The organism is Desulfotruncus alcoholivorax DSM 16058, assembly GCF_000430885.1.
Lineage (GTDB): Bacteria > Bacillota > Desulfotomaculia > Desulfotomaculales > Desulfallaceae > Desulfotruncus > Desulfotruncus alcoholivorax.
Genome location: NZ_AUMW01000003.1, coordinates 192696 through 214703, shown reverse-complemented (window position 1 = coordinate 214703; position 22008 = coordinate 192696). Strand labels below are relative to the sequence as shown.

The 22008-nt window shown below is 45.3% G+C and carries 24 protein-coding genes and 2 rRNA genes; all 26 read left to right on the top strand.

Annotated features, from left to right (window positions below; all coding sequences use genetic code 11):
• Positions 1-72, top strand: a 23S ribosomal RNA gene (locus H569_RS0103525); the annotation flags it as partial.
• 122 nt (positions 73-194) lie between these two features.
• Positions 195-308, top strand: a 5S ribosomal RNA gene (gene rrf / locus H569_RS0103520).
• A gap of 133 nt (positions 309-441) precedes the next feature.
• Positions 442-1167: an NAD(+) synthase gene (nadE, locus tag H569_RS0103515; RefSeq protein ID WP_027363864.1), complete on the top strand. Its 726-nt coding sequence runs from the start codon at positions 442-444 to the stop codon at positions 1165-1167.
• A 54-nt stretch (positions 1168-1221) separates the two neighbouring features.
• Positions 1222-1959, top strand: coding sequence for a YebC/PmpR family DNA-binding transcriptional regulator (locus H569_RS0103510; RefSeq protein WP_027363863.1), 738 nt, complete (start codon positions 1222-1224; stop codon positions 1957-1959).
• 79 nt (positions 1960-2038) lie between these two features.
• The gene (locus tag H569_RS0103505) at positions 2039-2668 is read left to right on the top strand and encodes a hypothetical protein (protein ID WP_157833455.1); all 630 of its coding nucleotides are present in this window, start codon (positions 2039-2041) and stop codon (positions 2666-2668) included.
• Between the two features lie 68 nt (positions 2669-2736).
• A complete protein-coding gene (gene ruvC / locus H569_RS0103500) occupies positions 2737-3225 on the top strand; it encodes a crossover junction endodeoxyribonuclease RuvC (protein ID WP_027363861.1) in 489 nt (162 codons plus the stop codon).
• Positions 3222-3839, top strand: a complete 618-nt coding sequence (gene ruvA, locus H569_RS0103495; RefSeq protein ID WP_027363860.1) for a Holliday junction branch migration protein RuvA — start codon at positions 3222-3224, stop codon at positions 3837-3839. The genes ruvC and ruvA overlap by 4 nt, the downstream gene beginning before the upstream one ends.
• A gap of 20 nt (positions 3840-3859) precedes the next feature.
• Positions 3860-4891, top strand: coding sequence for a Holliday junction branch migration DNA helicase RuvB (gene ruvB / locus H569_RS19050; protein WP_034629329.1), 1032 nt, complete (start codon positions 3860-3862; stop codon positions 4889-4891).
• 312 nt (positions 4892-5203) lie between these two features.
• Complete coding sequence (locus tag H569_RS0103475; protein WP_027363857.1) at positions 5204-5761, top strand: epoxyqueuosine reductase QueH; 558 nt, start codon at positions 5204-5206, stop codon at positions 5759-5761.
• Complete coding sequence (locus tag H569_RS0103470) at positions 5748-5972, top strand: DUF2905 domain-containing protein (protein WP_027363856.1); 225 nt, start codon at positions 5748-5750, stop codon at positions 5970-5972. The genes H569_RS0103475 and H569_RS0103470 overlap by 14 nt, the downstream gene beginning before the upstream one ends.
• 85 nt (positions 5973-6057) lie before the next feature.
• Positions 6058-7461 carry a SpoIID/LytB domain-containing protein gene (locus H569_RS19045; protein ID WP_051273180.1) on the top strand — a complete coding sequence of 468 codons (1404 nt, stop codon included), beginning with the start codon at positions 6058-6060 and terminating at the stop codon, positions 7459-7461.
• A gap of 19 nt (positions 7462-7480) precedes the next feature.
• Complete coding sequence (queA, locus tag H569_RS0103460) at positions 7481-8500, top strand: tRNA preQ1(34) S-adenosylmethionine ribosyltransferase-isomerase QueA (protein ID WP_027363855.1); 1020 nt, start codon at positions 7481-7483, stop codon at positions 8498-8500.
• An 18-nt stretch (positions 8501-8518) separates the two neighbouring features.
• Complete coding sequence (tgt, locus tag H569_RS0103455; RefSeq protein WP_027363854.1) at positions 8519-9631, top strand: tRNA guanosine(34) transglycosylase Tgt; 1113 nt, start codon at positions 8519-8521, stop codon at positions 9629-9631.
• 109 nt (positions 9632-9740) lie between these two features.
• Complete coding sequence (yajC, locus tag H569_RS0103450) at positions 9741-10028, top strand: preprotein translocase subunit YajC (protein WP_027363853.1); 288 nt, start codon at positions 9741-9743, stop codon at positions 10026-10028.
• A gap of 67 nt (positions 10029-10095) precedes the next feature.
• A complete protein-coding gene (locus H569_RS0103445) occupies positions 10096-10755 on the top strand; it encodes an HD domain-containing protein (protein WP_027363852.1) in 660 nt (219 codons plus the stop codon).
• Between the two features lie 21 nt (positions 10756-10776).
• Positions 10777-12018: a protein translocase subunit SecD gene (gene secD, locus H569_RS0103440; RefSeq protein WP_027363851.1), complete on the top strand. Its 1242-nt coding sequence runs from the start codon at positions 10777-10779 to the stop codon at positions 12016-12018.
• A gap of 14 nt (positions 12019-12032) precedes the next feature.
• Positions 12033-12893 carry a protein translocase subunit SecF gene (gene secF, locus H569_RS0103435; protein ID WP_027363850.1) on the top strand — a complete coding sequence of 287 codons (861 nt, stop codon included), beginning with the start codon at positions 12033-12035 and terminating at the stop codon, positions 12891-12893.
• Between the two features lie 131 nt (positions 12894-13024).
• Positions 13025-13324, top strand: coding sequence for a DUF5665 domain-containing protein (locus tag H569_RS0103425; RefSeq protein ID WP_027363849.1), 300 nt, complete (start codon positions 13025-13027; stop codon positions 13322-13324).
• A 14-nt stretch (positions 13325-13338) separates the two neighbouring features.
• The gene (locus H569_RS0103420; RefSeq protein WP_027363848.1) at positions 13339-14046 is read left to right on the top strand and encodes a TraR/DksA C4-type zinc finger protein; all 708 of its coding nucleotides are present in this window, start codon (positions 13339-13341) and stop codon (positions 14044-14046) included.
• Positions 14047-14221: 175 nt separating this feature from the next.
• Complete coding sequence (locus H569_RS0103415) at positions 14222-15208, top strand: cation diffusion facilitator family transporter (RefSeq protein ID WP_027363847.1); 987 nt, start codon at positions 14222-14224, stop codon at positions 15206-15208.
• 92 nt (positions 15209-15300) lie between these two features.
• Positions 15301-16023 carry an RNA polymerase sigma-I factor gene (sigI, locus tag H569_RS0103410; RefSeq protein WP_027363846.1) on the top strand — a complete coding sequence of 241 codons (723 nt, stop codon included), beginning with the start codon at positions 15301-15303 and terminating at the stop codon, positions 16021-16023.
• A 1-nt stretch (position 16024) separates the two neighbouring features.
• Complete coding sequence (locus H569_RS0103405; protein ID WP_027363845.1) at positions 16025-17230, top strand: anti-sigma factor domain-containing protein; 1206 nt, start codon at positions 16025-16027, stop codon at positions 17228-17230.
• A gap of 341 nt (positions 17231-17571) precedes the next feature.
• A complete protein-coding gene (locus H569_RS0103400; RefSeq protein ID WP_027363844.1) occupies positions 17572-18216 on the top strand; it encodes a DUF4198 domain-containing protein in 645 nt (214 codons plus the stop codon).
• A gap of 103 nt (positions 18217-18319) precedes the next feature.
• The gene (locus tag H569_RS0103395) at positions 18320-19294 is read left to right on the top strand and encodes an MBL fold metallo-hydrolase (RefSeq protein WP_238492454.1); all 975 of its coding nucleotides are present in this window, start codon (positions 18320-18322) and stop codon (positions 19292-19294) included.
• Between the two features lie 259 nt (positions 19295-19553).
• Positions 19554-20966 (top strand): Mur ligase family protein, encoded by a 1413-nt coding sequence (locus tag H569_RS0103390; protein ID WP_027363842.1) that lies wholly within the window; start codon positions 19554-19556, stop codon positions 20964-20966.
• Positions 20941-21660: a type 1 glutamine amidotransferase gene (locus H569_RS0103385; protein WP_027363841.1), complete on the top strand. Its 720-nt coding sequence runs from the start codon at positions 20941-20943 to the stop codon at positions 21658-21660. The genes H569_RS0103390 and H569_RS0103385 overlap by 26 nt, the downstream gene beginning before the upstream one ends.
• The last annotated feature ends 348 nt before the right edge of the window (positions 21661-22008 follow it).

The following is a 22008-nucleotide window of genomic DNA, read 5'->3' as shown; positions in this document are numbered from 1 at the left end:
TAGATAGGCCGGGCGTGTAAGCACAGCAATGTGTTTAGCGGACCGGTACTAATAGGTCGAGGGCTTGACCTGATGAAGGCGACAGGTAAGCTACCTTGCTTAAAAAAGCGCTGTGCAGTTTTGAAGGAACGATAAGTTAACAAAAAGGTGCCAGGCACCTGAAAGTTAACTTAAATATAACGTCCAATAAGTTTTCCGGTGACCATAGCGGAGAGGATACACCCGTTCCCATCCCGAACACGGAAGTTAAGCTCTCCAGCGCCGATGGTACTTGGGCTTGTCCCTGGGAGAGCAGGTCGTTGCCGGAACTATTTTTAAAAGAACCCTTGGAGTTAATCCAAGGGTTCTTTTTAAACCTTTTATTTAACCTTTAAATTTGGCTATACTAAGAAATATATGATAAGATTATTATGGTGTTTAAGGATTGGAGGGATAGATACCTTGGTAGAAAACCTGGCTAGGAAAACTGAACAGTGGTTATTAACCCAAAAGGAACAAAGAGGTGCCAGGGGTTTTGTCGTAGGGTTAAGTGGCGGGATAGATTCGGCTGTTACAGCAACTTTGTGCAGAAACGTATGTCCCGACAATACCCTGGGTATAATTATGCCTTGTTTTAGCAATAAGCTGGATGCGGAGCATGCGGAGTTGCTGGCAAAAACAATTGGCATAGAATATAAGACAGTAATCCTGGACAAAGTGTTTTCGCAAATGGTTAAATTGCTTACCGGTAATGAATATGATCCAGGCAAAAAGGATTTAACAATTGCTAATATCAAACCCAGGTTAAGAATGACAACTCTTTATTACTATGCGGCCAAAACTCAAAGCCTGGTGGTTGGAACGGGAAACCGTTGTGAATTAACTGTAGGGTACTTTACAAAATACGGTGACGGTGGTGTGGATATACTTCCTATTGCTAATTTTGTAAAAGGTGAGGTTAAGGAACTGGCAAAGTATTTGGGAGTGCCGGAACCGATTATCAGCAAGCCACCTTCCGCGGGATTGTGGATGGGACAAAACGATGAAATTGAAATGGGAATAACATATGAGGAGCTTGATGATTACATTCTAAATGGCCGGGCTGATGAAAGAGTTAAGAAAATAGTAGATGACCTGGCGCGAAAAAGTATGCATAAAAGACAGCTGCCGGCAACTCCTCCTTTATGATTTTGACTACCGGTGTGATTTTATGATTTATTGGTACGAAAGGAGATGACTAAAATGTCCGGGCACTCTAAATGGTCAACTATAAAGAGAAAAAAGTCCAAAATTGATGCGCAAAGAGGTAAGGTATTCACCAAACTGGCCAAAGAGATAATATCAGCTGCGCGTAGGGGCGGCGGTGACCCAGAAGCAAATATAGCACTTAAAAATGCTATTGCCAGGGCAAAAGAGGCGAATCTACCAAATGATAATATCCAGCGCGCTATCAAAAGAGGTTCCGGGGAACTAGGCGCGGATAGCTACGAAGAAATTATTTATGAGGGTTATGGTCCGGGCGGAACTGCTGTTATGATTGAAGCCATGACCGATAACAGAAACCGTACTGCCGGGGAAATAAGACATTTCTTTTCAAAATACGGTGGCAACCTTGGTGAAACAGGCTGTGTATCCTGGATGTTTGATGCCAGGGGGCTACTAATTATAGAAAAAAGCAATCTGGAAATGGATGCGGACGAATTTACGTTAACGGCGCTGGATGCGGGTGCGGTTGATATAAAAGAAGAAGAGGATAGTTTTGAGGTTTTGACGGAGACCTCGGATTTAAATAAAGTAAGCGAAGTGCTGGAAGTTGAAGGTATCAAGATCAGCCACGCTGAAATTGCCATGCTGCCAAAAACAACTGTTACCCTGGACGGTAAAAACGAGGAATTAATGGATAAGCTGCTCGAAATGTTAGAAGATCACGATGATGTTCAAAATGTTTATACCAATTATGAGCCCTCGGAAGAAGAATAGGTTGCTGATTAAGCAACCTATTCTTATTTTTTGGCTGCTAAGTGGCAATACTCTAATTAAAAGATTAAGGGGTATGATCATGTTAAAGTTAGCCAAAAATTTCATTGGAGCAATCCTTTTTGTTGCCGCTGTTGCCACAGGTGTATACCTGGTAATGGATTCGATTACATCTCCACAGATGAAACCCATATCGACTGTACTGGAAACAATTACAGGACAGTATGGCAGTCCGGTTGTAAGGTCCAGCACACTGCTGCTTAAATACAATGAATACTCCTGTGGTGATGTAGAACTGCTTTATCGCGGAGGTGCGCCCAGGGAATTGATAGGGCTTGATTACAATAGACTAAGGATCAAGTATCCTGAGAACCAGGGCTGGAAGATAACTTTTCGTGATAGTGAATTGGATATTACCAGGAAGGTTGAGGGGTTTTGCGGTATGCATAAGGAGTACAGGCACCTGGGGTTGTATGAAGGAAAACTGGCAGTGTTTCAGGGACCGCTTGGCTACAACGATATCGTGTTATCTGTTGTAAACATTGATTTTAATTTACTGCCTGGTGACATTAAAGATAAAATAAGCCGGGCCGATCGTTATAACGAATTACCTGCAGCGGAACAGGTGGAGCTGCAGAATACAATTGAGTTTCCCAGTGAAACGGAAATTAATTCTGCACTTGAAAACTTTGATGAGTTGGAAAGAAATTAGAGCTATAACCGAACAGATGTTGCATGCCAGGTGTTGATTATGTTACGATCTTAGGGGGAGTGACGCGGATGAGAATATTAGGGGTGGATCCCGGACTGGCTATTACAGGTTATGGTATAGTTGATTACAGGGGAAATTCTTTTTTCCCGGTAACATATGGGTGTTTACGAAGCTTTACGGGTGAGCTCCTATACCAGAGATTAAAGTCACTATATGATCAATTAACCAATCTTCTAGCAGATTATCGTCCTGATTGTATGGCCATAGAGGAGCTTTTTTTTAACCGTAATGTTCGAACTGCCATAGCAGTTGGACAGGCCAGAGGAGTATTATTATTGGCGGCTGCCCAGGCTGGAATCAAGGTTTTTGAATATACACCACTACAGGTAAAACAAGCTGTGGCAGGTTTTGGAAGAGCAGAAAAACAGCAAGTTCAGTACATGGTCAAGGTTATTATGAACCTTCCGGAAGTGCCCAGACCGGATGACGTAGCTGATGCGCTGGCTGTTTCTATATGCCATGCCAATAACCACAGCAGTTTGGGGGCGTTTTTGTGATTGCATTTCTGAAGGGCAAGGTATGCAAAGTGGAACAAGACACCGTGATAATTGACGTTAACGGAGTCGGCTACAGGGTTAATGTTACCGCAAATTGCGCTGCCAGCCTGCAAGTTAACGACAGAGAAGTGTTGATACATACCCATATGATCGTGCGGGAAGATGATATGCAGCTGTACGGTTTCCAAACTCCGGAAGAAATATCTGTTTTTATGCTGCTGCTGGGGGTTAACGGCGTTGGCCCCAGGGCTGCTTTATCTATATTATCGCATATGAAGCCGGATGGAATCGGCAGGGCTTTAGCCTTGGAGGATATGGCATCTTTTACGCGAATACCAGGCATAGGCAAAAAAACTGCCCAGCGCATAATTCTTGAACTAAAAGATAAATTCCAAAAGATAAATATTGCTGTAAATGAAACTGATGAGGTCAATGCGGGCGAAGCCGGTGCCGGTCTGTTTAGCGATACCGTAGAAGCGTTAATGATGCTAGGTTATGGGGCGGCGGAGGCAAGGGAGGCCGCCGGTAAAACATGTGTTGACAGAACACTGGTTGTTGCCGATGCAGTTAAACTCTCTTTACGTTATTTGGATAATAAAGGAAAAAATAAATAAAGGGGGTAGGCTCCGGCTATATGCGGGATTCGGAACAAAATAGGATTATCTCCGCTGTTTTAAAGGAGGAAGACCTTGATAGCGAGGTTAATCTTAGACCGCGTAAGTTAAGCGAATATATTGGCCAGAATAAAGTTAAAGAAACTATTGAAGTATTTATCCGGGCAGCGCTGCAGCGCGGGGAGCCGCTGGACCATGTGCTTTTGTTCGGGCCGCCGGGGTTGGGGAAAACTACGCTGGCCAATATTATTTCCAATGAAATGGGAGTTAATATACGGACTACCTCAGGACCGGCTATTGAGCGTCCCGGAGACCTGGCTTCCATTCTGACCGGACTGCAGCACGGTGACGTCCTCTTTATAGATGAGGTGCACAGACTCAGCAGGACAGTGGAGGAAGTGCTTTACCCGGCAATGGAGGATTTTGCGCTGGATATAATTATTGGTAAGGGTCCCGGGGCCCGCTCCATTAGAATAGAGTTGCCCCGGTTTACGCTTATCGGGGCAACCACCAGGGCAGGTCTGATGACCTCGCCGCTGCGCGACCGGTTTGGCGTAATCAGCAGGCTGGATTATTACCGGGTAGAGGATCTTTTAACTATAGTGGCCCGGGCAGCCGGCATACTGCAAGTGGAAATAGAACATGATGGAGCTGAAGAAATAGCCCGTCGTTCCCGTGGTACGCCAAGGATTGCCAATCGCCTGTTAAAGCGGGTGCGTGATTTTGCCCAAGTTAGGGCACAGGGGATTATAACCCGGGAGGTGGCAAGTAAGGCCCTGGAATTCTTGGAGGTGGACCCTTTAGGTTTAGACCAGCTGGACCGCAGGCTTTTAACCGCAATAATCAAGAATTTCGGAGGTGGGCCGGTGGGGCTGGAAACAATTGCAGCCTCCATTGGCGAAGAAGCTGGTACAATCGAAGATGTTTATGAACCCTTTTTACTTCAACTGGGCATGCTGGCCCGGACCCAGCGCGGGCGAGTGGCTACGGCTGCGGCATATCAACACCTGGGGATTAAGATGCCGGGGGAGAGACAATTAACTTTGTGGTAGACCACCATGCTGTCAGCCGACACCAGTAGAGGTTGAAATATGGTTAGTCTGTCATTGCGCGGAGCGAAGCGACGTAGCAATCTCATTTATAAGAAAGGGGACACACCTCCCCTTTAGGGTCATAGCTTTAGGGTTGGAGGTATGTCCCCAAACAATGTTTTGCCATTGAGATTGCTTCGCTGCGCTCGCAATGACAATAAGTGAACGCTCGCAATGACAGTAAGGGAAATTGCGCAGCGCGCGAAGGGAACCATCTGCGTACCAGATACAAGTAACGTGAAATTTTTTTGAGTAGTAAGGAAGGCTTGATAAATGAAAATTTTATTGCATACTTGTTGCGGGCCTTGTACCATTTATCCGTTGCATAAGCTGCGGGAAGAACGCCACCAGGTTCAGGGCTACTTTTATAATCCCAATATCCATCCGTATACGGAATGGCAGCAAAGAAAGGAAACGCTGCTGCAGTATGCCGGTGCTAATGATTTTAAAGTCATAGTTGACGATGACTATGACCTGGAAGGTTACCTCAGAGGGGTTGTACACCGGGAATCCATGCGGTGTATGTACTGTTACGGCATGCGATTAAGCAAAACCGCCCGGATTGCCAAGCATGGAAAGTTTGATGCCTTCAGCACAACTCTTTTGGTTAGTCCCTATCAGAAACATGACCTGATTAAGGATATAGGCAATGCCATCAGCATAGAGGTAGGGATTCCTTTTTATTATCAGGATTTCAGGCCGGGCTACAGTGAGGCCACTGATATATCACGCAGGTTGGGCATGTACAGGCAGCAATATTGCGGCTGCATTTACAGTGAAAAAGAAAGATATTACCGCAAAAAAAAGGAGGGGTCAAATGAATTCCCTTGATGTTATTGGTAAAATGTTGATTTTTTTCGGGCTTTTTATGGTCGTTGCCGGCGCTGTCATGGTGGCCGCAGGTAAAATCGGCGGAATTGGCCGGCTGCCCGGCGATATTTTTATTCAAAGAGGCAATTTCACCTTTTATTTTCCTGTGGTAACAATGATTATTATAAGTGTAATCCTATCTTTGGTACTTAATATATTTTTTAAAAGATGATCAAGAGTGACAAAAAAGAGAGGAAAATTTAAACTTTTGTCGAACTATCCCACGGTATTGGAAGCATAAGGGAGGTTCTTTTTTTATGCCGGTTAACAGGTGGCTGCTTAATCTTTTGTTTGCTTTAATGCTTTTGTTATGCCCGGCGGGATTCGCCGCCGGTGAAGTTAAAGTATACCCGGAAACGATTCGCGTGGGCATTTTGCAGGACATGCCCAGTATAAACTTTGATTTGTCGGGTAGGTACAGGCTGGTGGATGGTAACTCGGGAAAGGTTATTGCTGAAGATGCGGGTGACAGCAGTTGGACCGCGGAAGTTGGGCAAAATGGAATTGTTTTAATGCAAAACGGCAGCTTGTATGGCGAATATGTCGGCCCGGTAAAGGCTGAAGAAAAAAATTTTAAGGTTGGAATTGAAACCGGCGATGGTAGCGTTATTCAACAGGATAATTTACTGGGTTTTGCTGTTGCATCGGGAAGTGAGGGAAAATCAAGCTTCCTGGGAAAAGACCCGGGGACCCAATATTATGTTGACGGCAGCGGGAAAGTCAAAAGGCTTGCTACTTCAGACAGTATAAATTTGGTCAGTATTTATAAAAACAATCAGCAAAGGTCTTACCGGGGTAGTTTTGAAATCAGGAGGATTGGAAATCTAATTACAGCAATAAACGAACTACCCATAGAAGAGTACCTGTATGGAGTGGTTCCGGCTGAAATGCCTGTTATGTTTCCATCAGAGGCGCTAAAGGCGCAGGCGGTGGCAGCCCGTAGCTATGTCATCAGCCAGCTGGGTAGCTACGCAAGTTACGGGTTCGACGTGTTAGACAACCAGAGCAACCATGTTTATGGGGGTTTTAATAAGGAAAATCCTGTGGCCGCCAAGGCCGTTGATGAAACCAGAGGACTGGTGCTGGTATACCGGGGGCAACCCGTAGCTGCATTTTACCACTCATCCAGCGGGGGATTTACGGACAACAGTGAGGATGTATGGACGAACTTCCTGGGGTATATCAGGGCTAAACCAGACCCGGCAGACGCTAATGACAAGTATTATAACTGGTCGGTTACCTATTCAGCCAGCCAATTAACTCAAATGATTAACGGTCAGTTAAAAAAATATTGGCCCAAAATGAATAATTACAGTTCTGTAACAGACTTGCAGGTAATTGAACATACTGCCGGGGGAAGGGTAAAGAAGCTTTTAATACTGGGCACGGACATCAATGGCAGTCCGCAGCAGGTGGTGGTGTTTAATGCAGATAGGGTTAGAATAATACTAGGTTTGAAAAGCGCATTGTTTAATTTTTCCAAAACAAGCGATCAGGATGGAAACCTTAGTTCTGTAGCCATAACCGGCAGCGGCTGGGGACACGGGCTTGGCATGTCCCAGTGGGGTGCTGCCGGGCTGGCTGGCCAAGGTTATAGTTTCCAGGATATTTTGCAATACTATTATACAGGCGTTGACTTGGTAACATATTATGGCAAGTGATTATCTAAAGGATGTCTACATGAAAATTACCGATTTTGACTATTACCTTCCAGAAGAGCTAATTGCACAGGACCCGGCCCCCAGGAGAGACGAATCGCGGCTGATGGTGCTGCGCAAAAATGGCGGGGCGCCCGAACACAGGTCGTTTAAGGATATTGTTGATTATATCGACCCCCGCGACGTGCTGGTAATCAATAATACTAAGGTGATTCCAGCTAGATTATGGGGTAAAAAAGATGGTACGGGCACAGTAATCGAAGTACTGCTGTTAAATCAAATTAACAGTAATACCTGGGAGACGCTGGTAAGGCCAGGGCGCCGTGTTCCCCCGGGGACAAAAGTAATTTTTGGAGAAGAACTACAGGGAACAGTCGAAGCAGTCTTGGAAGGCGGCTGCCGTAAAATAAGCTTTGATTATGTGGGGCAGTTTGAGCCTATTTTGGACAAGTTGGGTTCGGTGCCTCTGCCACCATACATTAAAAAACAACCGGCGGACCCGCAGCGCTATCAAACGGTTTACGCCCGTCATCCCGGGTCGGCAGCTGCGCCGACCGCAGGGCTGCATTTTACTCCTGAACTATTAGATAAAATAAAAAGCAGGGGTACTGCTGTAGCTTCTGTAATTCTTCATGTGGGGTTAGGGACATTCCGCCCGGTAAAAGTAGAAGACATAACCGAACATAAAATGCATTCGGAATATTACGAGATTCCTGCAAACACCGAGACTATTATTAATAACAGACAGGCCGGGGGCAGGACAATTGCTGTCGGCACAACAACCACCAGGTGCCTGGAAACATCAGGAGTGCCGGGCGGCAAAGTGCGCGCGGGCACAGGCTGGACGGATATTTTTATTTACCCGGGCTATAATTTTAAAGTTGTTGATGGCTTAATTACCAATTTTCACCTGCCGCGCAGTACATTGCTGATGATGGTAAGCGCACTGGTGGGGCGGGAAAGATTGCTTAGCGCATATGATGAGGCGGTCCGTATGCGCTACCGGTTTTTTAGCTTTGGTGATGCAATGTTGATTATTTGAAATTTGGCGGAGGAGTTTATGACCATAAGTTTTGAAGTAACAGGCAATGATAACCGAAGCGGGGCTAGGCTGGGTTTACTTTCCACGCCGCACGGAACGATAAAAACGCCGGTGTTTATGCCGGTGGGCACCCAGGCCAGTGTTAAGACGATGACACCCGAGGAAGTGCGGGAAGTTGGCGGTACGATGATACTCGGCAATACCTATCACCTTTATTTGCGGCCGGGTCATGAAATAGTGGCCGAGGCCGGGGGATTGCATAACTTTATGAACTGGCACAGTCCAATACTCACGGACAGTGGTGGATTTCAAGTCTTCAGCCTGGGGCCGCTGCGGAAAATAACCGATCAGGGCGTGACTTTTCGCAGCCATATTGATGGTTCGGAACATTATTTTAGCCCGGAAAAGTCTATGGAAATACAGATGGCTCTGGGAGCCGATGTAGCTATGGCCTTTGATGAGTGCGCACCTTACCCCTGCAGCTATGAAGATGCTCGGAAAGCTATGGAGCGCACTTCCCGGTGGGCTGAACGCTGTCTAAACCGGCACGACCCCAAGGACCAGGCTCTGTTTGGCATTATTCAAGGCGGGGTTTACCGGGATTTGCGGTTAACAAGCGCAAAGGAAATAACTTCCCTGGGGTTTCCGGGGTTTGGGATCGGAGGCTTAAGTGTTGGTGAGCCGAAGCCGGTCATGTACGAGGTTTTGGATTACCTGATGCCGGAAATGCCGTGGAATAAGCCCCGTTATTTAATGGGTGTGGGTTCACCTGACTGCTTGTTGGAAGGTGTTGCCCGCGGGGTGGATATGTTTGACTGCGTTTTGCCGACACGTATCGCCCGCAACGGAACAGTGTTTACCCGGGACGGCAAGCTGGTGGTGCGCAATGCGGAATATGCCAAAGACTTCAGGCCGCTGGATCCCGACTGTGATTGTTATACCTGTAAAAATTATTCCAGGGCGTACATCAGACATTTAATAAAAGCCAATGAGGTTCTAGGGATTAGATTAACGACGCTGCACAATCTTCGTTTTGTATTAAAGCTTATGGAGGATATTCGGGCCGCCATAGCCAGTGGAGATTTCGTCGAATACAAAGAGCAATTCTTGCGGCGCTTTAAGGCTGAATAATAGCAAATATTTACATCAATTTTACATTTGCTAAATAAAAAAAGGGAAATCTCCGGCGATACAGAATTATTAATATGTTTTGATTCTACAAAGGAGGGGGGTATGTGTTTTGAAAGAATCCTGGCTGGGAATTCTATATATAGTCGGCTTATTTGCTATATTATGGTTTCTAATGATCAGACCCCAGCAGCAAAGGCAGAAAAAACACGCCGAAATGGTAAGAAATTTAAAGGTCAACAACAAAATTATCACCATTGGCGGCATATACGGAACCATAGTAAAGGTCAAGGAAGATTCACTTGTTGTCAAAGTAGCAGATAACGTAAGAATTACAATTTTAAAAAATGCTGTTTCGCAAGTTTTGCCGGATAGTGATGGGGAAAGTGACAAGGATTAATCTTGAGTAGGCACCCTGGTCTACTCTTTTTTCTGTGAATTTTATCCATAACACGGGAGGTTTGCCATTGGTTACTCTTGATGATGTTAAAAAAAACCCGGTTATTGATAGCTTTATAAGAAAAGGGAATGAATATCTCGGTGTTATGGGTTTTACGGAACACAGTTACCGGCACGTCAACCTGGTATCCAGCATAGCCAAAAACATATTGATTAAACTTGGCTATAAGCATCGTGAAGCAGAGTTAGCGGCCATTGCAGGTTATATGCACGATATCGGCAATGTGGTCAGCCGGAATGAACACGGTATTTCCGGTGCTACCATAAGCTGTCCAATATTATTGCAAATGGGCATGCACCCGGATGAAGTGGCAACTGTCATATCGGCGATAGCCAACCATGAAGAGCAGTACGGTCAGCCAGTGAACACCGTTGCGGCTGCTCTAATCATGGCTGATAAGTCCGATGTTCACCGGTCAAGGGTCCGCAACCAGGATTTTGCTACTTTTGATATTCACGACAGGGTCAATTATGCTGTGGAACATTCCTTTCTATGGGTTGATGAAAAAAAACGCACTATTACTATGGAATTGGAAACAAATATTGAAATAGTACCTGTGATGGAATACTTTGAAATATTTCTAACCAGAATGATGTTGTGCCGAAAGGCTGCGGTTTTCTTGAACTGTAAATTTGAGCTGGTAATAAATGGAGCACGATTATTGTAAATGTTGTAGGGGGGAGAACGGATGAGATGGAGTAAAATATTAACCCTGGTTATCATTGTGCTGGTTGTTATATCCGTGGGTTTAACTGCAGCGGCGCCTCTTTCCATCTTTAAAAATATTAAATGGCTGCCCTGGGGAAAGGATATTGTTCTTGGATTGGATTTGCGCGGCGGTGTGCATGTGGTGCTTGAAGCCAAGGATACGGCAACTTCCAAGGTTACCGAGGATACCATGAAGAAGGCTGTGGCCGTGCTGGAAAACAGGATTAACCAAACCGGTGTGACTGAACCCGTTATCCAGCGCCAGGGCGATCGCCGGATCATTGTGGAATTGGCGGGCATCAAGGACCCTGATAAAGCTGTAATTGATATGATCAAGCCCGCCTTCCTGGAGTTTAAGACCCAGGACGGCCAAACGATAGTAACGGGAGCCGATTTAAAGGACGCCATTGAAGGCCGAGACCCTACTTCCGGGCAGGTGGAAGTCAACCTGACCTTTACCGCCGAAGGCACCCGTAAGTTTGCCCAGGCGACGACAGCCAACGTGCACAAGCCAATAGGCATTTATTTGGACAAGCAGTTACTGCAAAACCCGGTGGTGGAGGAACCCATAACCAATGGAAAGGCAAGAATAACCGGATATACGGATCTGGAAGAAGCCCACAAAGTTGCCATTCTTTTAAGGTCCGGCGCGCTGCCGGTTCAGCTTGACGTCATGGAGAAAAGAACGGTGGGCCCGCAGCTTGGCCAGGACTCGCTGGATAGATCAATTAATGCCGGTATAGTCGGAATTATAGCCATACTGGTATTTATGCTTGTTTATTACAGAGTTCCCGGCGCTGTTGCCGACCTGGCCCTGATTATCTACGCGCTAATAGTGTTTGCCATATTTATCGGAATTCATGCCACTATGACATTGCCGGGCATAGCAGGTTTCCTGCTGTCGCTGGGTATAGCGGTGGACGCAAACGTGGTTATTTTTGAGCGGGTCAAAGAGGAGTTGCGTTTTGGCAAGAGCATTCGCTCAGCCATTGACGCAGGCTTTAAGCGTGGATTTATTGCGGTTTTCGACTCCAATGTGACTACTTTGATCGCCGCAGTTGTTCTTTATTATTTTGGGACAAGTCTGATTCGCGGCTTTGCGGTTACATTGAGCATCGGTATTTTGGCCTCAATGTTTACCGCCATCACCATGACCAGGTGGATGCTGCACTTGGTGGCGGGCACTAACCTGTTTAAATCTGCTAAAAACTACGGGGCGTAAGGGGGTTGGAGCATTTGTTTAACTTCGTAAAGCATAGGAAGATTTGGTATATTATTTCGCTGCTGGTAATTTTGCCCGGTCTCTACTCCCTTATAACGCGGGGTTTAAATTTAGGCATTGATTTTACGGGCGGTAATATGATTGAATTGAAATTGGGCCCTGATATCACAATCCAGCAAGTTAGGGAGACAGTGAATGAACTTGGTTACGGCTCTTCACGCATTCAACAGAGCGGCAATGGCACATACTTAATTAGAACCAAGGAATTGCAAGAAGATGAAAGCGCAAAGTTTATTTCAAATCTTCAAGCGAAGCTGCATGACGTTAAGTTGCTGAGAAATGAGAGGGTTGGTCCCGTTATCGGCAGGGAGCTGACTATGAATGCCATTATGGCATTGCTTATTGCGTCTGTATTGATGCTGATATACATTACATTCCGCTTTGAATTTAAGCAGGGTGTTGCGGCTATTATAGCCTTGCTGCACGATGTGTTAGTGGTAATAGGTGTTTTTTCATTGTTCCAGATAGAGATAGACAGTGCTTTTGTGGCTGCCGTTCTAACGATTATAGGTTATTCTATTAATGATACGATCATTATCTTTGACCGGATCAGAGAAAATATGAAAACCCGTAAAAAGGGGGAAATATTGGAGGATTTGGTCAATATCAGCTTGTGGCAAACCTTGGCGCGGTCCATCAATACAGTACTGACGGTGATATTTGTGCTGCTGGCCCTGTTTTTCCTTGGCGGTACCACGATCAAGACATTCGTTCTGGCAATGTTGATCGGGGTTAGCAGTGGTGCCTATTCTTCAATATTTAATGCAAGTCCCGTTTGGGTTGATTTAAAGTTAATGGAAAAGGCAAATAGATAGCATGCAAGGATAACTATTAGTATTTTATCAATATTCATGGCTGTTACTTAGCCTGATAAACGGGGATAATCCCCGTTTATTTTTTTAACCAATAAGGGGTAAATTAAAAAAAGATTTTGGAGGTTGCCGTTATGCATGACCAGGAAAATCTTTTAAAGTCCCTTGAGGATAGGATCAGGGAACTAAGCCTGAACATGGAAAAAATGAAATTAGCTGAGTATGTGAATCTGCTGCAAAACCCGCTAAGATTGATTTATGTAAATTTTATCAGTGGGATTGCGAGGGGTTTGGGAATTGCTGTTGGATTTGCTATCTTGGGAGCGATCATGGTTATTATACTGCAAAAATTGGTTTCTCTGAATCTGCCTTTGATTGGAGGCTTTATTGCCGAACTGGTAAAAATAGTTCAAATGCAGCTGGGAAAACAGTAAGTGGAGGTGTTTGCTTGCAAAAAGAACAATTAAAACACTTTGAGCAGAAAATAAAAAAAGAGCAAGACAGGTATAACAGTATGATCAGCGGTTTCGATGAGGGTCTGGATGCTTCCTTGTCTGAATCTGTGGAGGAACTTTCCACATACGACCAGCACCCTGCTGATGTGGCTACTGAAGTTTTTGAGCGAAGTAAAGATTTTGCCCTGCGTGAGGATGCGCTGCTGAAACTACAGGCAATCAATCATGCCCTGCAAAGGATAAAGGATGGAACATACGGAATATGCGAGGCGTGCGGCAAGCCAATTCCTGTTGAGCGCCTGGAAGCGGTGCCTTATACAACTCAATGCGTCGATTGCCGCGCGGAAACTGAAGAGGCAGTGCCACGTATCAATGTCCGCCCGGTGGAGGAAGACGTTCTGGAACCGCCATTTGCCCGTTATTATAACGATGCAACCGGTAAAAATGAATATGACGCCGAGGATGCCTGGCAGGACCTGGCGAAATGGCAGGAGCATGCCCCGCATGCCGGAGCCGGAGCTTATTACGGAAGCGGGGATGGTGACGAAGAGCCTATCGGTTACACTGAACTGGTGGACCACATACCCTATGTTGTTGGAGATGACGGAATTTTTTACGAAAGCACAAAAGGTATAGATGATGAATCTCCGCAGGCTGAACAGATCGATGTCGGGCTTGATAACCAGAATTCAAAACTATAGCTTTCTTCAAACATCAAATAACATTGTTTATGTTTATTGCATATGATATATTATTATTACAGTCAGGCCATAAGAGGCCGGGCCGTTTTGGCAGCGGTTAAGCCCGCGGGACTTCATCTTTAAATAGGGATGAGGGCCTTCGGGCTTTAATTTTGAGGGATTTGGGGGATTTGGGTTGGATAAAGAAGAAAAGACTAAAATAGCCAAGTTGTCCATCTTTTCCAACACAATGTTGACTGTGGGTAAACTTACGGCCGGGGTTATAATGGGCTCAATCAGCGTGATCTCTGAAGCCATTCATTCGGGATTGGATCTCATCGCAGCAGTTATAGCTTTCGCATCTGTTAGGGAGTCCAACAAACCGGCTGATGACGGGCACCGGTATGGACATGGTAAATTTGAAAATCTGGCTGCAATTACGGAAGCGATTTTGATTCTTGTGGCGGCGGGTTTGATAATCAAGGAATCCGTACCCAAATTGCTGCATGGAGCAACAGAGGTTAGATCGCTTGGCGCGGGTGCGGTGATCATGGGTATTTCCGCACTGGTTAATATGTATGTTTCCAGCCGGCTGATGCGGGTGGCGAAAAAAACGGATTCACCGGCCCTGGCGGCAGACGCCTGGCATTTGCGAACCGACGTTTTAACCTCATTTGGCGTTTTGGTGGGAATAGTTCTGATCAAGCTGACAGGTTTTTATTTAATTGACCCGTTGATTGCCATTGGGGTGACTATATTAATTCTTAAAGCTGCTTATGATTTGGTTCATGAATCTCTGGCCAGTATTTTGGATGCGCGCCTGCCTGACCATGAAGAGAATATCATTAAAGAAGTACTGCAATCTTATAACGGCAGTTACGTGGTATATAGAAGACTCCGTACCCGCAAGGCAGGATCACAAAGGCATATTGATTTTAGTTTAGTAGTTCCGCGAGGTGAGCAAATTATCTCGGCTCACTCTTTATGCGACAGCATTGAACAAGATCTCAGGCGAAAAATGCCCGGTGTGGAAGTTGTTATTCATGCTGAACCGTGTCAGCCTGGAAAAGGCGACTGTGATATTTGCAATGTTAAATTGCAATATTGCCTGACCGGTGACAGAGTTAAGTGCGAAAATTGTGACGAAAGTTGTGCCGGTGAAAATATTAAAAAGCAGACATAAGGTACCTCAATACAGGATGGCGGCATCGTATTGTATAATATAGAATCTTATGATATGGAAGGCGGTGCTTGATACAGGGGGAGTGTGATGCAGTGCTTCTGGGGGATGAATTTGAGTCCCATATCGCGGCAATAAAAGACGGCGATGAATCATCCAGGGAAATATTGATTAATGAGGCCAAACCTTTTATTGCCGGGGTGACCGGCCGCTTGTGCGGGAGAAGTTTAAGTTGGGGTTCTGATGATGAACTGAGTATCGGACTAATAGCATTTAACGAAGCTATCGACCGGTTTAAAGCCGGCCAGGGAGTGCCGTTTACAGCATTTGCACGCCTTGTTATCAGAAGCAGGGTTACAGATTACCTACGCAGAGAGTCCAGGTGGAATAAGGTAGACCTTGCCAGCCAAGAGCCTGCCGGTAATTTGGATAGAAGTGCGGAATTAACTGCTTCCTGGGATCAATATGTTTCTGAAATTGTTGATCGGGAAAGAAAAGAAGAAATAATAATTTTTAGTAACAGATTAAACCGGTTTGGCATTTCTTTTACAGATTTGGTTAACGTGTCTCCGAAGCATAAAGATACAAGAAAAACTTTAATTACTGCAGCGCAATTTATTGTTGAAAATAATCTTTACCCGGAATTACTCAGTAGCAATAGGTTGCCTTTAAAGGAAATATCAGCAGCAACCGGAATTAGCCGCAAGGTTCTCGAGCGGGGAAGAAAATATATAATGGCTGTTTCGACTCTGTTGTATTACCGGGATGAGTTTATCTATTTGAGGGCCTATATTAAAGAAGCGCAAGGGGGTGATTAAAGTGGCGCCTGGCCGTGGGTTGGTTATAGAAATTAAGGGAAAATGTTGCATTGTTTTGACTAACGACGGCAGGTTTTTAAAAGTCCCTGTGCCGCGGGAAGGGACTGTCGTTGGCCGGGAAATAACGGTTCGCAGGCCATCAATTACAAGTTTCAAACAACTAATGGCTGTGGCGTCGCTATTGGTCGCCGCCTTTGCCTGGTTTGTTTTTCAAATGATGACGCCTGTAGCTGCGGCATATGTAGCCATTGACATTAATCCGAGCATTGAACTTGGCGTGGATAAAAAGGACGTGGTTATAAGTGCCAGGGGCTTAAATAAAGACGGTGAATTATTGCTTAAAAAAATTAACCTGAATAAAAAGCCCTTGGAAGAAGACCTGGAAAGAATTATTGCCCAGGCTATCCAATCGCGGTACCTGAGCACCGAAAAAGATAATTTAATTTTGGCCACGGTAACTCAGACAAACCGGCTGTGGGGAGGCAAGGCTAATATTAATGTAAATGAAATCTATGACACCATGCGGCAGCCGCTAAATGAGTGCGGGTTGGAAGCTGAATTAATTGTTAGCGAAGCGGCGCCCAAGGTTTTAAAAGAAGCGCAAAAGATAGGCATCACCCCTGGTAGATACCTGATTCAGCAGGGAGCAGGTAAAAAAGGTATTAAAATCAATAATCAAGAGCTGCGAGAAAGAAAAATTAGTGAATTGGAAACTTCAAAGAATATTAAAGCAGCGGAATGCATTAAAAATGCCAACCCCGGTGCTATTACCGGAAAAACTAACTGGACCAATGCTAAGTTACCTGGTGTAAAGAAAAATTTCCAGCTACAGGTTAATAAAAATCCCGGTGGACTACAAAAAAACGGCGTAGATAAACCTAACAAAGCCGGGCGCATGATTAACCAAACGACCGCTCTGCCGGAAGAAAATGATGTGCAGGTTAAAAAGGCTCCGGATACAAAACAACAAGTAAGACAAGTGGTTCCTAAACCTGATAAGAATGGTTCTTTGATAGATAATATAGATAATAATCGTGGCAGATTTGAAGAAATAGGCCCGGGTAGGGCGGAAATGAAAAATTTAAATCAAGGAAAATCCCAAGACCAGCCCTGCGGTAATTATCGTAGGGGAAATAAAGGCAAAAGTAGTGATAATGACACTAAAAAAAATAATGAAATAAACGCTTCCAGCACCCGTGAAGATTAATCCACACCCGGTGGTTTTTTATCTTTGTTTTTGTGTTTTAATGGTGGAGATAGCGCGCTCTAAGAAACTAATTTGAGCGTGCTTTTTTATATACTTTAAGGTAGTCCCTCCCGAAAAAACATTTATTTGAGGGCCGGTGTTCCCCGCTGCGTTCAGAACTTTAGCGCTGGTAGCATCTGTTTTAACCGCTCGTTTTAATGAATAATATTTTGGGTGTAATGAAAAAACTAGGTAAGAAAGAGTGTGTGAAATGTATGTCTATTTATTTGGTACTAATGGAGGAATAATTATAAAATCTGCCGTATTCTATTTGTATATTTTTGTTGTGAGAGGGTGTTATCTTGAATACTAGTAAAACAAGTGAACGAGCAATTTGGCTTGAGCCAATTCATCTTCATTTTCATCATGGTGATTCAATTGAGGTCAAGCTGGCCTGGGGCCACGCAATGAAGAGCATGCGGGCAGGCGAACCCAAAAATCTAAAGGCCGTTGTTATTAATCCATCGGGGCAGGAAAGTGCCGCTAAAATTATTCGGGATAACGAAAATTTATATTTCAGGCTGGTGGCGGAAAGCGGTCCGGAAGGAATTTATACTGTACAGGCGGAGAATTATGGTCTTCATTCTAATCAGGAGCGCAACTGCCAGTGGGCGCAGATGCTGGTGCCCGTTGGCCATCATGTTCATGGCACGGGGCGGGCAGCTAACCGGGGAATGGAAATAGTTCCAGGGGAGTATCATGATTTTCATCCCGGAGATGAAATTGAACTAACCGTAATGCTGGACGGCAAACCAGTGCCGGGAGTGCAGGTACAGGCTACCTACCACTTATATGAAGGTGAAGGCTTTTTACATAACTTTAGTACCGATGAGAAAGGAAAAGCTAGGTTTACTTTTGACGCCCGGGGCCATTGGCTGTTCCAGGTATGCAAAAAAGAAAATAATACGTCTAATACTGCCACACTGGTGATTCCCGGTGTAAGGTGACTTTTTATTAAGTATAAGTAGATTTCAATTTATGTATGCCACGCTGTACAGCGTGGCTTATGATTGCTAAATTAGCAGGTAGGAGATGGTCCAATTGCTTTCTGTGTTTCAGATTATTGTGCCAACACCATATGCTGTCGGGCCGGTAAATGTTTACTTAATAAAGAGCGATCCGCTGACGCTTATAGATGCCGGTCCCAACAATGCCAAGGCAGCAAAGGTATTGGAAGGGATGCTGACATCCCTCGGCATCAATGTCAAGGATATCAAGAGGGTTGTCATTACACACGCCCACCCGGACCATAGCGGCCTGGCGTCAGATATAGCCCGGAAATCAGGGGCAACCGTCCTAATACATCCCTGGGAATTAAAAAAGATGGACAAAGCTGCCGACTTGATGATGGAAAGACTGCCGTATGCTATAGAGGCTGGCGTCCCCCAAACCGTTATTGCTGAAATGTATGGTGAAAGGGATAAACTTCCCCGCCCGAATGTAGATAATTGTAAAGTTGAAGAATTAACAGATGATGATAAGATTGAATTTGCCGGCGGCCAGCTTCAGGTATTACACCTTCCCGGTCACAGCCCCGGTCATACATGTCTGTATGATCCCGAACAAAAAACTTTTTTTTCCGGGGACTTTTTACTTCCACATATCACTCCCAACCCGGTTATTGAGCCTGACCCGGAAAACCCGGGTAAGCGCTTGCCAACTTTGAAACAATATTTAAACGGATTGAAAAAAGTTGATGATTTAAAAATTAGCATGGTATGCCCGGGGCACGGCGGGGTGTTTAATGATTACAGGGGGGCCGTTAACGTGGCGAGGTGCCACCACGATTCGCAGTTTAAGATCATTCTCAATAAGTTAAATGGGAAAGAATTAAGCTCTTATGAATTAAGCAAGGAGGTTTATCCGAACCTTCACGGGTGGGATATTTTCCTGGGATTGTCTGAAATTCAGGCTCACCTAGACTTACTGGTTGAGTGGGGATCAGTCAGTTTTTCCAAGAAAAACGGCGTAAACTATTACCATAGAGACCCCCATGCCGCTAAAGTAGCACCATCAGATCAATGAAAACGTATGGGGGAGGGATGGTTGTTCCCCGCAAGCGATGTACGAAAGCGCCGGTAACAGCACCCGGCGATGCCCCGTAAGCGAAACCGGACGAGCGGGCGTGATGCCCGCGAGAGCCCGAACTGAGCCAGGAAGGTGAATTGAGGGCGGTCCGGTTTCGCCAGGGGCGAGCCGCTGGTGCTGTCGGCACTGAAGTTTTGAGCCCGGCGGGGAACAACCGTCCCTCAAGTAAAAGTTTTTCAGGATAGCGAGGTCAACAATGATATTTAGATTTTTATTAGCGCTGTGGTTGGCTAAAATTGCCATGGTTATGAGTAAGCTGACTGGAAAAGGACGGGGATCCTCCCTTCCGGGAATGCTGGCTTTACGCATTTGTCCGGATATTTTAAAGCACTACAGCAGCCAAACCGGCCGTGGCGCAATTATGATAACCGGTACCAACGGCAAGACCACAACCAGTAATATGCTTGCCGGCGCCCTTGAACACGCAGGATATAAAGTGATAAACAACCGGGAAGGGGCAAACCTTCTGACAGGGATTGTTACATCTTTTATTAAAATCAGTTCTTTTACCGGCAAGGTCAGTTGTGATTATGCTGTCCTGGAAGTGGACGAGGCTGCATTCCCTGTGGTGATTAAATGGATTCAGCCCCGGATGGTAACTATTACAAATTTTTTTCGAGACCAGTTGGACAGGTATGGAGAGCTTGATACCACAATATCGAAGGTTGTAGGAGCACTTAAAAAGCTTTCGGCTGATACACAATTGGTACTGAACTCAGATGATCCACTGGTTGCCAAAATAGCGGCGGAGACCGGCTACCAAACCACATATTACGGGATACGGCCGGCCGCAGAAATATCCGGCAGGGCATCTTACAGCAGGGAAGCCAAGTTCTGCCCTTTTTGTAGCGAGGCTCTCACTTATGCCGTATATATTTACAGCCAACTTGGTGATTATAAGTGTCCAAATTGCGGCTTTACCCGCCCGGTGCCGGATATTGAGGCAGCTTCCGTTCGGCATCGCCAGGCAAAGACGGTGGGCGCGGTCATAAGGAGCGGAAGTTCAGAGTGGAGGCTGGAATTACCTGTTCAGGGCCTTTATAACCTCTACAACGCCCTGGCTGCTTTTACAGCTTCCATCAAGCTCGGGTTAAAGCCCGAAGTAGTAATAGCGAGTTTAAATCGATATTTACCGGTAACGGGGCGGATGGAAACCTTTAAGTATAAGAATAAAAAAGTAATTTTAGCTCTGGTTAAAAACCCCACGGGATTTAACCAGGCCCTGGACGGATTACTGGTAGGGGATGAAGAACAGGACCTGTTGATTGCAATTAACGACAACGATGCTGACGGCAGGGATGTTTCGTGGCTGTGGGATGTTGATTTTGAAATCCTCTTGGAGCGGCAGGAAAGGTTCAAGCGTTTTATTTGTACCGGTCAAAGGGCGGAAGACATGGCAGTGAGGCTAAAATATGCAGGGGTTTCTGTTGCTCAAATTAGCATTGAAAAAGACTATAATCTGGCCATTCAGGCAGCTTTAAGCGGAGAATGTCAGGTTATCAGTATGCTGGCCACGTATACGGCTGTGTGGCCGGTGGAGAAGATTTTAAGCGGAATGTCCGAGAGGGTGAAATTTAGTGAAGATCACGGTATGTCATCTGTATCCTGACCTTTTAAACCTTTACGGTGATCGGGGAAATGTGCTGGCTTTTGTGCAGCGGTGTCGCTGGCGTGGGTGGCAGGTTGAAGTTATGGAAGTAAATCTGGGCGACCCGGTTAATTTTGCAGACGTGGATTTTTTATTTATTGGCGGGGGGTCTGACCGGGAACAAAACCTGATTGCTGCAGATATGGGCAAGCGCGTGGAGAACCTTAATCGGGCAATAGAAAATAAACTGGTGGTACTGGCCATTTGCGGGGGATATCAACTGCTGGGGAAATATTACCGCACCCCCGAAGGTAAAGAGATACCAGGACTGGGCCTGTTGGATATATACACGGTTGCCGGAGATACCCGCCTCATAGGCAACGTTGCCGTTGAAGCTGAACTGGATAGTAAGAAAACGATGCTGGTTGGGTTTGAAAACCACGGGGGTAAAACCTTCATCAACGACACAATGCCGCTGGGCAAGGTGGTTAGCGGTAATGGTAACAATGGCGTTGACGGCACAGAAGGGGCGCGCTACAAAAATGTATTTTGCTCTTACCTACACGGCCCCCTGCTGCCCAAAAATCCGGCACTAACGGATTATTTAATTTCGCTGGCCCTTGAACGTAGGGGGTATGACTTGGAATTAACCGAGCTTGATGACTCCTTTGAAGAGAGTGCCAATAAGGCAATGGTAAAAAGATTGATCGGGTGAAAAAATACTTGCAGCCCAGGGTGTTTTTTGTTAAGATCTTGTAAAGACTTTGTATACAATGTACTGTACCCGGGGGTGATTATAGTGACCTATCTGGCATCATGGGTTGAAGGTAATGAGGTTATCTATAAGCTGGTTAATGAAAAAGAGTTAATTAAGCTATGGGAGCCCGAAAAGAATTTTATCGTGGTTAAGTTGCATTAAATAAACAGCAACCATTGGGACATGTTAAACGTCGCTTAAAGCGGCGTTTTTTATTTTTCCCTTGTTTTATTAAAAATTATTTTCCTTGTTTAAAACCCATTTTTCTTATTTAATCTGTCGGTTTTACGCGATAGGCGTATTTTC